Below are 13702 nucleotides of genomic sequence, written 5' to 3'. Positions count from 1 at the left end.
TCTCTTCCCCCCCCCCCCCGAGAAGCGTCTCGTATTTTTGCGTCTCATCGCCCGCCAGCCCCTTGCGATGAAAATTAGATCGGGCTCTACCAGCCGCAGGCGAGCCTCAAGCAAGACTCGGCATGCGTCGATAGGGTGGCAATCAGCACTCACGGTATCGTCCCGATAATTGAGGCTTGCGCAATCTAACCTGGTCGAGCTGGCAGTTCGATGTCAACAAATGCGTCCACCCGACTCGGAGCAGCTGTTCACATTTTATTCGCTACGGATACCAATCAATCTTTCATCCTGTAAATGCTCATCTGGCACCTGCTTGCTGGAAAGTTCGCAAGAAAGATAGCCCTACATTTACCTGAATACTTACCGATTCTTGCGGGTGGTACCGATTTCCGTTTCGCCTTTATGCGCTGACCACAACGGATTGTCTCGGTAGCTGGTCAAATGGAATGCAATTGATTGGTCAGGTCGAATGCGAAGGCTCATGCGAAGTCGCAGCACCGCTGGGACATGATGATCTTTTTGAGTTGATTATCAGGCAAGCGGGGATGTTTGCCACGGAGAAATCAACGATCTATCAAGACCCCTTCAAGTCCAAAAACTGGATGAGGAGATGGCCAGTGCTCACGTTTGCGTCGGCGACGCTACCTCGCATCCCTTCCATCAAGGCGACTTAACCGTACGCTTACCGCTTGGCGACGTGAAATGGCTGAGTATGGAGTCAAGCAGCCCTGGAAAGCGTATTTCAGCTCATCCTTACGAAGAGAGTTCATGTGGGTTGCACCAACGTTGCGAGTGCGCATCAACCCCGCATCACGTAGAACTCTGAAGTGGTGGGAAGCGCTTGGTTTAGGTCTAACTCACTACAGGTCGCTTCACTGACGCCAGCAAGGTGGCGAATAATCTCCATGCGCACAGGGTCGCTTAAAGCATGGAGAACAAGCTCAAGAACGAACTCCTTAGCTTCCGGATGTCTGAATGCCCTCATGAACAGCAATCTATAGCGTAAGATTTACAAGTTGAGTATTTGCTGTTGGAAGCAACTGTCTATTAAGCGATGATGCTCGGTTGGGATAGTCTAAGTTTGCACGCTCGGTCACGCGTTCATGCCTTTGGCTAACCTGCTATATCAACACTTCGATTACAGCTATTCTATTAAATAATATGTGGCTGCCGAGAATGAGCTAAATTCGGCTGCTAAATATTGGCCGCACCTATTTCTTGAATATATCAAGGTTCTCGCGAAGCCAGACGGACAGCGAACGCGGCGGAGTACCGGTGAGGTCTTCAACAGTGAAGGTTCGTTCTGTCAGTACGGAATCATGGAAAATGCGATCAAGGCCCACAAGAATCTCAGCTACAAACGGGGAGAGTCCCTCGGCAACCAATGCAGAGCGATGTTCGGCGGGGGAGCGATGAGTATAGGTGACTGTGTAGCCTAACAGACTGGATAATTCCTCAGCAATTTGCGGCATTGTCCAACTTCGAGGCCCTGTTAGGTGATACGCACGTTGGGAGCCTTCTGCTACCTCTTCCAGTAATGCTATGCGTGCAGAGTCCGCTACATCTCGAGTGTCTACCAGATTTACACGTCCATTGCCTGCGGCGCCGGCCCAAGTGCCCGTAGCAACAGCGTTGCCAGCACGCTTGAGTACGTCCATGAACGTAGTTGGTCTCAATACAGTAGATGCTATAGATTGTTGACCCAGATGTGCTTCTATCAATGAATGCCAAGCAAATGGATTAAGAGGGGTCGATGGCCCCATAACCGAAAGCTTTACGATGTGCTGCACGCCAGTTTCTACGGCAGCGTCAATGAGGGCAATCTCGTTAGCGACTTGTTGCGGGGAAGTGCCGTGAGCAATGAACAGTTTCTCGACACCTACAAGCGCTTTTCTGAGCGTTATCGGCTGATCAAAATCCAACTCTGCAGAGGCCACCCCTTCCGGGAAGGACGTGGATGATTTCTGACGTGTGAGTGCAAGTATGCTGACCGGGTCTTGCACTAACTGACTGATCAACCGCCTTCCTACGCGGCCTGTCGCGCCGGCAATGGCGATGCTGATTGGTTGCGCCCGATTAGTCGATTGGTTGAGCATAGTAAAATCTTCCTATATCATGGAACGATCATTCCATCTATCTTGGTCTGATCGTTCCAGGTTATCAACGGAGGATTTATGAGCGGTAAACCGCAATATGACGAAAATGCAGTACTAAAAGCGGCGACGGGTGTTTTCTGGCGTCATGGGTACGCAAATGCATCTGTTAGCGATCTGACCGAGGCAACTGGACTGTCTCGATCAAGCTTATACCAGCGGTTCCAAGATAAGGATGGGCTCTTCAACGAGTCTCTTCAGCTGTATACCGACCGCGTATTGACGCGAATGAGATCGACCCGAGCACAGAACTCCAAAGCGAGCGTAGAAGCACTGCTACGTGAGTTTCTTCCGAGGGAATCTGACGTAAAGCGCCCCTCTGGTTGCCTGATATCTCGCAGTAACGCTGAGCAAGAAGACCTCACTGCCGCAGGAAAGAGAGCCGCGAACGCAGCAGCTTGCCAGCAGCGGCAGATTTTTTTGGAGATTCTGACTCATGGGCAGTTGGAGGGTGAGATCGAGCAGCATGTCGATTTGGATCTGCTGGCTTGGTATTACTTTGGAGTATTGCAGGCCATCGTAAATCTGCCTTCAGTCGGAGCTCCTAGCCAGACACTTGCCCATCTCATTGACCTTGCAATGTTGACGTGGCCTCAAAGTCATATATAAACAATAGCCGCGTATAAGTTGGGTGACTTAACCTTTATCGCTTGGTGACGCTTGGTGAAGAGGCGTGCGGTGATATCGTTAAAATAGCCTGGTACTTTCCATGGTGCCAACCATCGCTTGACGCTATGGGAGAGGGCGATTCATCCGCCAACTGAGAGAGAGCATTGCGCAATAAATATTATTGACCAAAAAATTTAGCGGATGCTCTTTCGACGCTAAAGAAAAGCTCTGCATCTGGATATTTTACTTTCATGCGCTTTTGAAGCTCTGTGCGGGAGCTTGATTTTGAAAGTTCTTCTTCAAACACTAAAAGATATTGTTTTGTAAAATCAATTGCGCTATGGGCGTCAAGTTTTTTATTTGGGGAATTATGACCTGGGATGACAATATTAGGCTTTAGTTGTGCAAGCACATCGAGATTTTGAACCCAGCGTTTTCGGCTCTCAGGAGTCGTTTCCACGGTATAGACGTGCATTTGGTCATAGGCCATGTCACTCACCACTGCGACGCGCTCTTTTGGAAACCAAAGGTAGGAGTTCTCATCAGTGTCCCCTTGGAGATGTTTGTGAATCTCGATTTTCGTATCTTCAAGGCTGAGTTGGTTCCCATCAAAACTAGTTATGGGAATTTCGCGAGTGGCTGCTTTTGACCCCAGTACGTCATGCCATTTTTCAAGTTTAGCCTTATATACTTCATCGATACGGCTCGCGACCTTAGAATTGGCTAAAATCTCCACATTTGGAAAAGCGTCCTTAAAAACTTCCAATCCTAGGAAATGGTCAGCATGCTCGTGAGTAATATAGATTTGTTTAAGATCTTTTTTAAGTGATCGTATCAAGTTTAGGACGTTAAGCGCGTTCGCTCGGGTAAGTTGCGCGTCAATTAGCAGGAGTTCTTTATCTCCCTCAACAACCACCGAGTTATCAAAAAATCCATCGTCCTCGGAGGTGAATACATGGAAATTTAGATTAAGAACTTTGGCTGATTGGTTGGCGGAAACTGTTCCCGCTCCGAGCAGAAGGGCGCAAGTTAATACTAACTTTTTAACAATTGCTGTTTTTTTCATGTGCAATATGCCTTTCGCTGTATCATCGCTTTCATCAAGACACATGATGGAACGATCGGTACATGATGTCAAGGCCTTGTCACATCGATGACCATGTCGTCCGTCTGGCTCACCTTTTGCGACTCTAAAGGGAAGGCCACCACTACAATGCTGATTCATATCTAGGCAGGCGAGGGTGGCAGGCAACCCACCCACCTAGTGATGGTTCGGTAACATGGATGGCAGCCCGCCATTCTTCGACATCATGTGGACATGGAGACCGGAAAATTATGCGACCCCCATCAGCTCGATCTGAAAAAGACAACGGCGCAAATCCCAATTGTTAGCTGCTTAGGTGTCGGATTCAGCTCGGTGGCTCGAATCATTCAGGCGTCGGCGCAAGCGTCAAAAGCGCACCTCCTTGCCGAGCCGAAGCGTAGGCCGCGTCCATGACCTGCATGATTGCCTCGGCGTCGCGTAATGATGCAATTGGCTTGGCCCCGTTACGGCATTCAGCAAGCACTTGCTTGACGAACAGTGGGTAATAGACGTCAGTGTCCAGTTGTAGTCGGCGGCTTCGAGTGCCGGCGGCAAGGTTCCGTCGATCCCTTATTTCGATTCGGTCGGGACCGGATTTGGCATACATGTGATCGGATGAAAGGGTGAAGGAGAACTCGCGCTGCTCGTCGGCGGTACTGGGGAAACTGTATCCCGTTTCCACAACACCGATCACGCCATCTTCAGTCTGCAGGGTCAATAACGAATAGTCTTCGACGGCCCCTCGATGCGTGAGTGAATTCATGACGGCTGAGACTCGCGAGACCTCCTTACCGGTCAATAGTCTGAAGAGATCTATGAAATGCGTAGCCACGTTGATCGTCGATCCACCTCCTGAAAAAGCGGGATCGATGGCCCAGCCTGAGCCTGCAGTTTCATAGCGAGCGGGCGGACCTACGATGAACCGGAAAGACATGTAGTTGAAGTCCGCGGCCAAACGCCCCTCAGCATCTTGCAGAGCACTCAGCAGTTCACTCATGCGGAAGATCAGCGGTACAGCACAGTAGAGATTGGCTTGTTCGGCCAGCTCGCGTAGCCGTGTGACCTGTGCCATGTTGATGCCGCAGGGCTTTTCCAGGGCAAAGGGGATGTTTCGTGCGATCACGGCCTCTGCCAGCGACGGCATTTGCGAATGCCTGCCGAACACGAAAGCAAAATCGACCTCCTCGCGCTCAAGCAACTCATAGGATGAGCTATACAGCGCACATTTGAATCGCTCAGCAATGGCCTCGCCCTTCACGTGCTCTGAATCCGACACGGCCACCACTTGGACCCCATGGGTCTCAAGGGCATTCAGATACAGTGGGACATGCCAATGGCTGACTTCCAGTAACGCAACTTTCATATGTACTCACTCCTGGCGCGGTGCTGTTACGTTATCGGGGTGGTAATCGAACCCAAGGAAGCGCAGTGCAAGCAGCGCCTGACCTTTGTGCATGGGGCCCCCGTCCTGGGTACGACAACCTCGTTGACGCGCAGCAGTGCAAAGCGGTGTCGAGTCCGGCGAGTTGATGATATCGACGACGAGGGTGCCGGGTTCGAGCCGCTCGGGATCCACAGGCATAGGATCATTCTTGCTCATGCCAAGCGGCGTGGCATTGATCACGATTTCATAGTCATGTGGGTCGGGAGGGCCGGAATGCGTTATGCAACCTGTTTCGGCAGCAACGGCTTTCGCCAGTTCCTCGGCTCGCTGTTCGTCGACATCGGAAATAGTCAGCGATCGAGCGCCCGCCGACGCGACGGCAAATGCGATCGCTCTGCCTGCGCCTCCAGCGCCGACCAAAAGAACGTTTTTGTTCGCTGGATAGTAGCCTTCCCATTGCATACCAAGCACACAGCCGAGGCCATCGAATACAGCGCCGACCCAGCGTCCGTCTGTCTCGCAACGAATGACGTTGATTGCACCGACTTGACGCGCAGTCGGATGAAGTTCGTCGACAACCGCCAGCATCCTTTGCTTGTGAGGCATGGTGACCAGGATGCCAGCGAGATTGTTCAGTGCCCTGGCACCCGTCACGAACGAGGGCAGGTCATCGGCCTTGACCTCCAATGGAACACAAACCGCGTCTGCCTGCTGTTCTATGAAGAGTCGGTTGAATAATTGCGGAGACTTGGCAGCCGTCAGCGGATGGCCGACCAATCCATAAAGCCGAGTTGTTCCTGTGATATGTGAGGCCATGGTTGCCTGATATTTGATGATGGCAGGGGGAGCAGACTTGCTCGGTTTTAGGGAATCTACAGCGTCCGCGATTAGGCATGGGTAATCACCTGACCTATGACGCTGCTCTGCTCGTCCAACCTGTAGGGGGGCGAAAACCTAATGTCGCCCCAACATGATCGCCGGAGTCGTTAGGAGTGCGCTTGGCTAGCCAAGTCTTTTGGCGCGCCTGTCTTGGGCGCCTCCGACATCGCTGCGGCCCGCATACGATCATATTCATCCTTGGCGATAGGCACCGCGCCGCGCTTGCCAAGATCCTCAAGCCGAATCCGGTATGTTTCACGTGTAGTGAGCGCCGCGATCACAGCGACAACACAGATACCTAATGTTAGAGAACCGATTTTCAGTGGGATGTTGTCGGAGCCTGGGGGCGCAACAGTGACGAAAAGTGCCGGAAGAAACGCAGTCATTGCGGTTCCGATGTTCTGTCCGATGGCCATGCCAGTTACACGCACCCGAGTACGGAACAATTCGGGAAAGAGGCTTGGAAATATAGCGTTATAACCCTGATAGGCGACGCCCCACATGAGTACGGACAGAACCAGCGAAAGCCATAGGTTATGGATGCTGATAGCGTACAGATAGGCGTACGAGAGTATCCCTGCGCAGAGCACGCCAACAATGAGTGGGGGCCTGCGGCCGATCTTATCTGAGAGGTTACCAACGAAGGGGATTAGGATCACCGCGCACATGTTACCCAGCAGAGGAATCCACAAATAGACGCCTGCAGGGAAACCGATTCCATAGGCCGGTTGAACCGCATAGGTAGCGCCGAATACCGAGGCGACAATGGCGATCACCGCAGCAAGTGCCATGCAGATCACACGCAAGAGATCACCCCAGCTCTGCCGGATGACTTCGACAACTGGCAGGACAGTAGCTTCGCCTTGCTTTTTTTGTTTGGCAAATACAGGTGTCTCGTCGACCTGGCGGCGAATGATATATCCCATGATGACGACAACGACGCTGAGCAGGAACGGAATCCGCCAGCCCCAGGATGCGAACTGATCCGCAGGCATAAAGTGAGCGAGAGGCAAGAAAACTGCCGCCGCGAGCAACTGCCCGGCCTGAACCCCTTGGAGAGTAAAGCTCGCGAAGTAACCACGGCGACCGGACGGGGCGTGTTCGAGAATCATGGAACTGGCGCAGGAGATCTCCCCGGCCACCGCAAAACCCTGAATCAGGCGCAACGTCACAAGCAGCACCGGCGCCCAGATCCCGATCTGCTGGTACGTTGGCAGAAGTCCGATGCACATCGTAGAGAAGCCCATCAGGAACATGCAGTAAACCAGAACCGTTTTACGGCCGTGGCGATCACCCAAATGCCCTAGGACGACAGCGCCTATCGGTCGAGCAATATAGCCCACACCAAAGCTGGCCAGAGAGGCAATGATGCCGACCGCTGGGTTATCAGACGGAAAAAAGAGCTGTGGAAACAGCAAGGCCGCCGCGGTCGCATAGATAAAGAAGTCGTAATACTCCAGTGCCGAGCCGATCCAGCCGCTGGCTGCGGCTTTCTTTGACTGGCTTTTGGAATGAGCGTCGATCGGTATGCTCTGCTTCATAACGTGTCTCCGGTTTCTCAATTGTTGTTATTGTAACTACGTTCCATCAGTAATTCTGTTACCGAGATTACCGCCCTGTCAAGGGGAGTCGTTCCTTGGTCGATCAAGGGGGACGCAGGTTATTTGTGAGGTGTTGAGGACGTCCTCGCCAAGCCGAGCGAGCACGCTAAAGCCCGCTCGTGCAATTGAGCGAATAGGGTGTAAGAGGAGCAGGGTGACCTTAAGGCGCGCTAGCCCGCGCGCCTTAATCAATCCGTCTACATGCCGTCTTGCACGTTTGCCAACCTACAAACTATCTCGCGAGGGATAACCGTCGACGAGCCTCGAAATGCTCAACGGATTCGCGTTCTTGAGCGCATCGGGAAGCAATGCATCGGGGTAGTTCTGGAAGCAGACGGGTCTCAGGAAGCGGTCGATGGCCACGGTGCCGACCGAGGTGCCGCGACTATCGGAAGTCGCAGGATAAGGGCCGCCGTGCACCATTGAATCGCAGACCTCGACACCCGTTGGGTAGCCATTGATGAGGATGCGACCGACCTTCACCTCCAACAAAGCAGTCAACTCTGCGAATTGCGTTAGGTCTTCTGGTTCACCAATCAAGGTTGCGGTCAACTGTCCGTGAAGGGCATTGATGGCCGCGTTGAGCTGCGCCTGGTCAGTGACCTCGATGAAGATAGATGTAGGGCCAAAGATTTCCTCTTGAAGGACCTTGTCGCCTTTTAGCAGCAACTCTACGTCGGCTTTGAACAATTGTGGTTGGGCCTGGTGCCCCTGTTGGTTGCTGCCAGCCAGATGCACGATGCCTGGGTGCGCGTGCAGGTTCTGCAACCCAGAAGCATAGCTACTCAGGGTGCCTGCGTTGAGCATTGTCTGTGCCGGTTGGTCGTTTATCAACGCTGTCACTCTATCCTGAAAGGCACTGAATGCATCCGAGCGAAGGCCAACCACCAGTCCTGGATTAGTGCAGAACTGCCCACAACCTTGAACCACTGAGGCGGCAAGATCGTGAGCGATACTGTCGGCCCGACGCGAGAGTGCCTCGGGCAGGATCACTACCGGGTTGATGCTCGACATCTCGGCGAAGACTGGAATGGGCTCGGGGCGAGCGGCGGCCATGTCGCACAATGCTCGACCGCCTTTGAGCGAGCCGGTAAAACCAACGCCCTTGATGAGCGGGTGTTTTACCAAGGCTTCGCCTACGCCACTGCCATAAATCATGTTGAAGACACCGGCGGGCATGCCGCTGCGTTCGGCCGCCCGGATAATCGCATTGGCGACCTGTTCCGCAGTAGCCATGTGGCCGCTGTGGGCTTTGAATATCACCGGACAGCCAGCCGCGAGCGCGGAGGCGGTATCGCCGCCGGCCGTGGAAAAAGCCAACGGGAAATTACTGGCACCAAATACAGCAACCGGACCGATTGCGGTGCGGTACTGGCGAAGGTCAGGGCGCGGCAACGGCTTGCGAAGTGGTAATGCCTGGTCGATGCGAGCGCCATAGAAGTCACCACGCCGCAGTACGTTTGCAAAGAGGCGCATTTGACCGCTGGTACGTGCACGTTCGCCCTGGATACGAGCTACAGGCAGTGCTGTTTCACGGCAAACCAGGGCAAGGAACTCATCGTCCAGAGCTTCTAGCTCTTGGGCAATGGCATCGAGAAATTCAGCCCGTCTGCTCGCGCTCAGGCTACGGTAGCTAAAAAAGGCGTTGTTGGCTGCATGGGCCGCGTCCTCGACTTCTTGCGCGGTCGCCTGGTGGAAGGCATAGGGTAAGGTTTCCCCCGTGCTGGCATCCACGCTCTTGACGATGATGGTACCGGCGGCGCTGCGCTGGCCGCCGATAAAATTCTGGCCGGTGATGAGGGACATCGTTGTCTCCAGGATGAATGTGCAAGAGATAGCTGGGCAAGGCATTCCCAGGATTGAAAATCAGGTGACGGCGCCGATCTGCCAAGGCACGAACTCATTTTGTCCGTATCCGTGTTGTTCGCTCATGCTGCGCTCGCCCGAGGCAATGCGTAGCATGGTTTCAAAGATCGCTGCACCGCACGCTTCGATGGTCAACGTGTCTTCGGCTATTTCGCCGCAGTTGATGTCCATGTCTTCTCGTTGACGAGCCCATAAGGCGCTATTAGTCGCCAGCTTGATTGATGGGGCAGGGGCACAGCCATAGGCCGACCCGCGACCGGTGGTAAACGCAATCAGGTTGGCACCGCCAGCGACCTGGCCGGTTGCGGAGACCGGGTCGTAGCCAGGGGTGTCCATGAAAACCAGCCCGTTGGCAGTGACGGTCTGGGCATATTCGTAGACATCCATCAGGTTGCTCGAGCCGGCCTTCGCCACGGCGCCCAGTGACTTTTCCAGAATGGTGGTCAAGCCACCTGCCTTGTTGCCGGCAGAGGGGTTATTGTTTAATTCGGCCCCCATACGCTCGCAGTAACGTTCCCACCAATGAATTCGAGCGATCAGTTTTTCGCCGACTTCACGGCTCACAGCCCGCCGCGTCAGTAAGTGTTCGGCACCGTAGATTTCAGGGGTTTCGGAAAGAATCGCGGTACCGCCGCAGGCGACCAGGCGATCCACTGCATTACCCAACGCAGGGTTGGCAGTAATACCGGAGTAGCCATCCGAGCCGCCGCACTGAAGCCCTACGATCAGATGGCGAGCGCTGACCGATTCACGCTGAATCCGATTGGCCTCGCCAAGCAATTCCTTCACATGGCCAATGCCACTGGCGATGGCCTTGGACGTACCGCCACTGTCCTGAATGTTGAACGTGCGCAAGGTATCACTACGGGTGAGTCCTTGCGTCGTGAGTAATGAGTCGATTTGGTTCGTTTCGCAGCCCAACCCGATCACCAACACGGCCGCAAAGTTGGCATGGGTCGCATATCCCGCCAATGTCCGGCGCAACATGCTCAAACCGTCGCCCGCGGGATCAACGGCGCAGCCGGCGGAATGCGTCAGAGCAACAACACCGTCGACGTTTGGATACGCTTGCAGTGCGGCGGGATTGATGTCCCGACGAAAATGGTCTGCGATGGCCCGGGCTACTGTGGCAGAGCAATTCACTGACGTAAGAATGCCGATGTAGTTGCGCGTCGCGACACGTCCATCCGGGCGTACGATACCCATGAACGACGGGGCTTCACTCGGCTTGACGTTGGGCTTCGCGTCGACGCTGAAAGCATAATCTCGAGTGAATTCCCCCATCGCCAAGTTGTGCACATGGATGTGCTCGCCTGCTTCTATGTCGACAACAGCAAAACCAATGATTTGCCCATAGCGCCTCACCGGTTGACCGGCTTCGATACGGCGGGAGGCAACTTTATGGCCCGGGACGATCGCTTGCCGGATGGTCACGCCTTCTTGCTCAAGGATTTCGCCCGCGAGTAAAGGTCGGCGTGCAATCAGCACATCGTCCAGCGGATTCAAACGCAGCACAGCTGCTGCGCCGGTTTTCATGATCAGTTCCATCGCATCCTCACGGGCTGCTGGGGGGTGGCGCGATCGCTAATAGCGCCGCACTTGTGTGCCGGCACTATAGGATTCATAGAAATGGCTGCCTAATGAGAGCTTTCGATTGCTCGATAACTTTGCCTCATCGACTTTTACTGGGATCGCTGCAGTGCCTCTTCTCTGTAGCAGTTTGCCGCAGTCTGGCGAACTCTAATAAGGTCGCAACAAACATCCGCGTTGGCTCTGACAGGGGCTCATCCTTGCGAGTGATAACCCCGTAATCCTGAGATTCAACTTTGAAGGGCGTATTGAGGATTTGAAGCTGCCCATTTTGCAGTTGCGACTGGACCATGGACTCGGGGAGCATGGCGAGCATTGGCCCAGACTGCAGCAACTGCAGGAAGGTTTGCATCGAAATGGTCTCAACGGTGTTGGTTGGCGGGGCGATCTTGAACAGTGTGAACGCGCGCTCCATGCGTTGTCGGATCGGCGTATTAAAGGGATACATGACCCATGGCCATTCGCTGAGTGCTTCGGTGGGGACTTCCTTCAGTCGGCACAGAGGGTGTGTGCTGTTCACCACAAGACAAAAGGGTTCAGGTCCCAGCGATGTAAATTCGAAAGACTGACAATCCTCATCCGTGAAGCGCGCGATGATCAAATCAAGTTTTTTTTGTTCGAGCATTTCCAGCAGTTGGTTACTGGTTTGTTCGATCACCTCAATAGAAAGCAGGGGGCGATCGCGTTTTATGCTGGCGATCGCTTCAGGCAGCACCACTGATGTTGCGGCGAAAATGGTGCCGATTTTTAAATGGCCATGCCCGCCTTTTCGCAGCTTGTTGACTTGGTCGACGAACGATTCCGCGTCTTCCAAGGTAATACGCGCATAACGGGCCACAAACTCTCCTAGTTCAGTAAGGACCAGGTTGCGCGTTTGACGCTCAAACAGTGGGAAACCCAGGAGTACTTCCAGATCGCGAAGCAATTTACTGATGGCCGGTTGCGTAACATTCATCTGTTCTGCGGTCGTGTGCATATTGCGGGTCTTGGCCAGGCTATTGACCAGTACCAAATGTTTGATCTTCAGCCATCGGGTGACACTGCCAAAAGTAATTTGATCGTTTTCCATTGGATAAGGCCTTGTCTGTCGATAACGAAACAGCATTGATTGGTGAGATTCTTTCATTGGGATTTACGGGGGCGGTCCATTACTTTTACGGCTCTGATGGCTGACTGATCTGGAAGCTCTATGTCGAAGTTGAAACTGACGCGCGAAAACACCCTGCCAGTGGATGGCCTGGCCGGAACGCTGATCGGCCGCGCCTGGATCCCGGGTGCGATTGCAGGCCCCTCGCCGGTGCAGTTGCGTGAGGACGGTGTGTTTGACCTTTCTGAAGTCTTTTCGACAATAAGCGAACTGCTGGAACACGCCTCGCCGTTGTTGGCGGTTCGTCAGACGCCTGGCAGGTACATCGGGACCGTCGAGGAGCTGCTTGGGAACACCGGCATCCATTCCGATCCCGGCAAGGCTTCTCTGTTGCCCCCAGCAGATTTGCAAGTCATCAAGGCGGCTGGGGTGACCTTCGCGTCCAGCATGATTGAGCGGGTAATCGAGGAGCAGGCCCGAGGCGATGCTGCCAAAGCCGAAAGTGTTCGGCGCTTGGTGCAAGAAGCCATAGGCGATAACTTGCGGGCAATCAAACCGGGCTCGCCAGAAGCGATGCGCCTTAAAGCTGTGCTGATCAAGCAGGGTATGTGGTCGCAATACCTGGAGGTCGGTATTGGCCCGGATGCGGAGATCTTCACGAAGGCACCGGTTCTGGCCGCAGTGGGCAGTGGCAGCGAAATCGGCATCCATCACAAGTCTGAATGGAACAACCCAGAGCCGGAAATCGTGCTCGCGGTAAACAGTCGAGGCCAAGTGCATGGCGTCACCTTGGGCAATGACGTCAATTTGCGTGATTTTGAAGGCCGCAGCGCACTGCTGTTGAGCAAGGCCAAGGACAACAATGCGTCCTGTGCGATCGGCCCGTTCATTCGTCTGTTCGATGAAGCGTTTACGCTCGATGACGTGCGCAATTGCGTCGTGGATTTGCAAGTTCAGGGCGACGACGGCTTCATCCTTGAAGGCAGCAGCTCCATGGCACTGATCAGCCGTGACCCGTTGGATCTCGTGGCCCAGACGGTCGGCGGCGATCACCAATACCCTGATGGCTTCATGCTTTTTCTCGGGACCTTGTTTGCGCCTACCCAGGATCGTGAGGAGCCGGGAAGCGGCTTTACACATAAGCAGGGTGATGAGGTCAGCATAGGTAGCCCGTTGCTGGGCACACTGCGCAACACAGTCACCTACAGCCATGAGGCTGCGCCCTGGACTTTCGGCTTGCGGGCGATGATGCACAATCTTGCTGCTCGCGGACTGCTGTAGGTAAGGCGGGGAAGTGAGAGGCATTGGGCGTTCTTCCGCGGAGATTGACCATGCACAGGCGCACGTCTATCGATAAAAGAGCCGGGCCCGAAGGGTTCGGTTTTTTATACCTGTCAGGCGTCCCCACCTTCTGGAGACCGCCTGCGCGTCCAGCTCTGTCTCGATAAG

11 protein-coding genes and 1 pseudogene are annotated in these 13702 nt (G+C 54.2%); 3 read left to right on the top strand and 9 right to left on the bottom strand.

The features are described from left to right. Positions 1 to 356: 356 nt before the first annotated feature. A complete protein-coding gene (locus KGB28_RS01845) occupies positions 357 to 674 on the top strand; it encodes a nucleotidyltransferase family protein (RefSeq protein ID WP_317853282.1) in 318 nt (105 codons plus the stop codon). Here KGB28_RS01845 and KGB28_RS01840 read toward each other — a convergent pair. Both KGB28_RS01840 and KGB28_RS01835 read right to left on the bottom strand, forming a co-directional pair. Continuing rightward, positions 661 to 985: pseudogene (locus KGB28_RS01840) on the bottom strand (ArsR/SmtB family transcription factor). The gene KGB28_RS01845 and the pseudogene KGB28_RS01840 overlap by 14 nt on opposite strands. Before the next feature lie 226 nt (positions 986 to 1211). Further along, on the bottom strand, positions 1212 to 2096 hold the full coding sequence (locus KGB28_RS01835; protein ID WP_223441663.1) for an SDR family oxidoreductase: 885 nt from the start codon (positions 2094 to 2096) through the stop codon (positions 1212 to 1214). 78 nt (positions 2097 to 2174) lie between these two features. On the opposite strand from KGB28_RS01835, the gene KGB28_RS01830 reads away from it, so the two are divergent. Next, positions 2175 to 2762 carry a TetR/AcrR family transcriptional regulator gene (locus KGB28_RS01830; RefSeq protein WP_223441662.1) on the top strand — a complete coding sequence of 196 codons (588 nt, stop codon included), beginning with the start codon at positions 2175 to 2177 and terminating at the stop codon, positions 2760 to 2762. 178 nt (positions 2763 to 2940) lie between these two features. Here KGB28_RS01830 and KGB28_RS01825 read toward each other — a convergent pair whose 3' ends face one another. The 7 genes from KGB28_RS01825 to KGB28_RS01795 all read right to left on the bottom strand — a co-directional run bounded on the left by KGB28_RS01825 (position 2941) and on the right by KGB28_RS01795 (position 12235). Further along, positions 2941 to 4014: an MBL fold metallo-hydrolase gene (locus tag KGB28_RS01825; RefSeq protein WP_223441661.1), complete on the bottom strand. Its 1074-nt coding sequence runs from the start codon at positions 4012 to 4014 to the stop codon at positions 2941 to 2943. Positions 4015 to 4189: 175 nt separating this feature from the next. Further along, positions 4190 to 5209 (bottom strand): Gfo/Idh/MocA family protein, encoded by a 1020-nt coding sequence (locus KGB28_RS01820; protein ID WP_223441657.1) that lies wholly within the window; start codon positions 5207 to 5209, stop codon positions 4190 to 4192. A 6-nt stretch (positions 5210 to 5215) separates the two neighbouring features. Then, the gene (locus tag KGB28_RS01815) at positions 5216 to 6046 is read right to left on the bottom strand and encodes a shikimate dehydrogenase family protein (protein ID WP_223441654.1); all 831 of its coding nucleotides are present in this window, start codon (positions 6044 to 6046) and stop codon (positions 5216 to 5218) included. 170 nt (positions 6047 to 6216) lie between these two features. Next, positions 6217 to 7650, bottom strand: a complete 1434-nt coding sequence (locus KGB28_RS01810; protein ID WP_223441652.1) for an MFS transporter — start codon at positions 7648 to 7650, stop codon at positions 6217 to 6219. Positions 7651 to 7935: 285 nt separating this feature from the next. After that, on the bottom strand, positions 7936 to 9516 hold the full coding sequence (locus KGB28_RS01805) for an aldehyde dehydrogenase (NADP(+)) (protein ID WP_223441650.1): 1581 nt from the start codon (positions 9514 to 9516) through the stop codon (positions 7936 to 7938). A gap of 60 nt (positions 9517 to 9576) precedes the next feature. After that, positions 9577 to 11124 (bottom strand): UxaA family hydrolase, encoded by a 1548-nt coding sequence (locus KGB28_RS01800; RefSeq protein ID WP_223441639.1) that lies wholly within the window; start codon positions 11122 to 11124, stop codon positions 9577 to 9579. A 124-nt stretch (positions 11125 to 11248) separates the two neighbouring features. Further along, positions 11249 to 12235, bottom strand: coding sequence for a LysR family transcriptional regulator (locus KGB28_RS01795; protein ID WP_223441637.1), 987 nt, complete (start codon positions 12233 to 12235; stop codon positions 11249 to 11251). 120 nt (positions 12236 to 12355) lie between these two features. Here KGB28_RS01795 and KGB28_RS01790 point away from each other — a divergent pair, with 120 nt between their 5' ends. Next, positions 12356 to 13534 (top strand): fumarylacetoacetate hydrolase family protein, encoded by a 1179-nt coding sequence (locus KGB28_RS01790; protein WP_223441634.1) that lies wholly within the window; start codon positions 12356 to 12358, stop codon positions 13532 to 13534. Positions 13535 to 13702: the final 168 nt, after the last annotated feature.

This window comes from Pseudomonas sp. BF-R-19, from assembly GCF_019956445.1.
GTDB lineage: Bacteria > Pseudomonadota > Gammaproteobacteria > Pseudomonadales > Pseudomonadaceae > Aquipseudomonas > Aquipseudomonas fluorescens_BH.
Note: the sequence above shows the minus strand (reverse complement) of the source record. Positions and strands in the feature narration are given on the sequence as shown.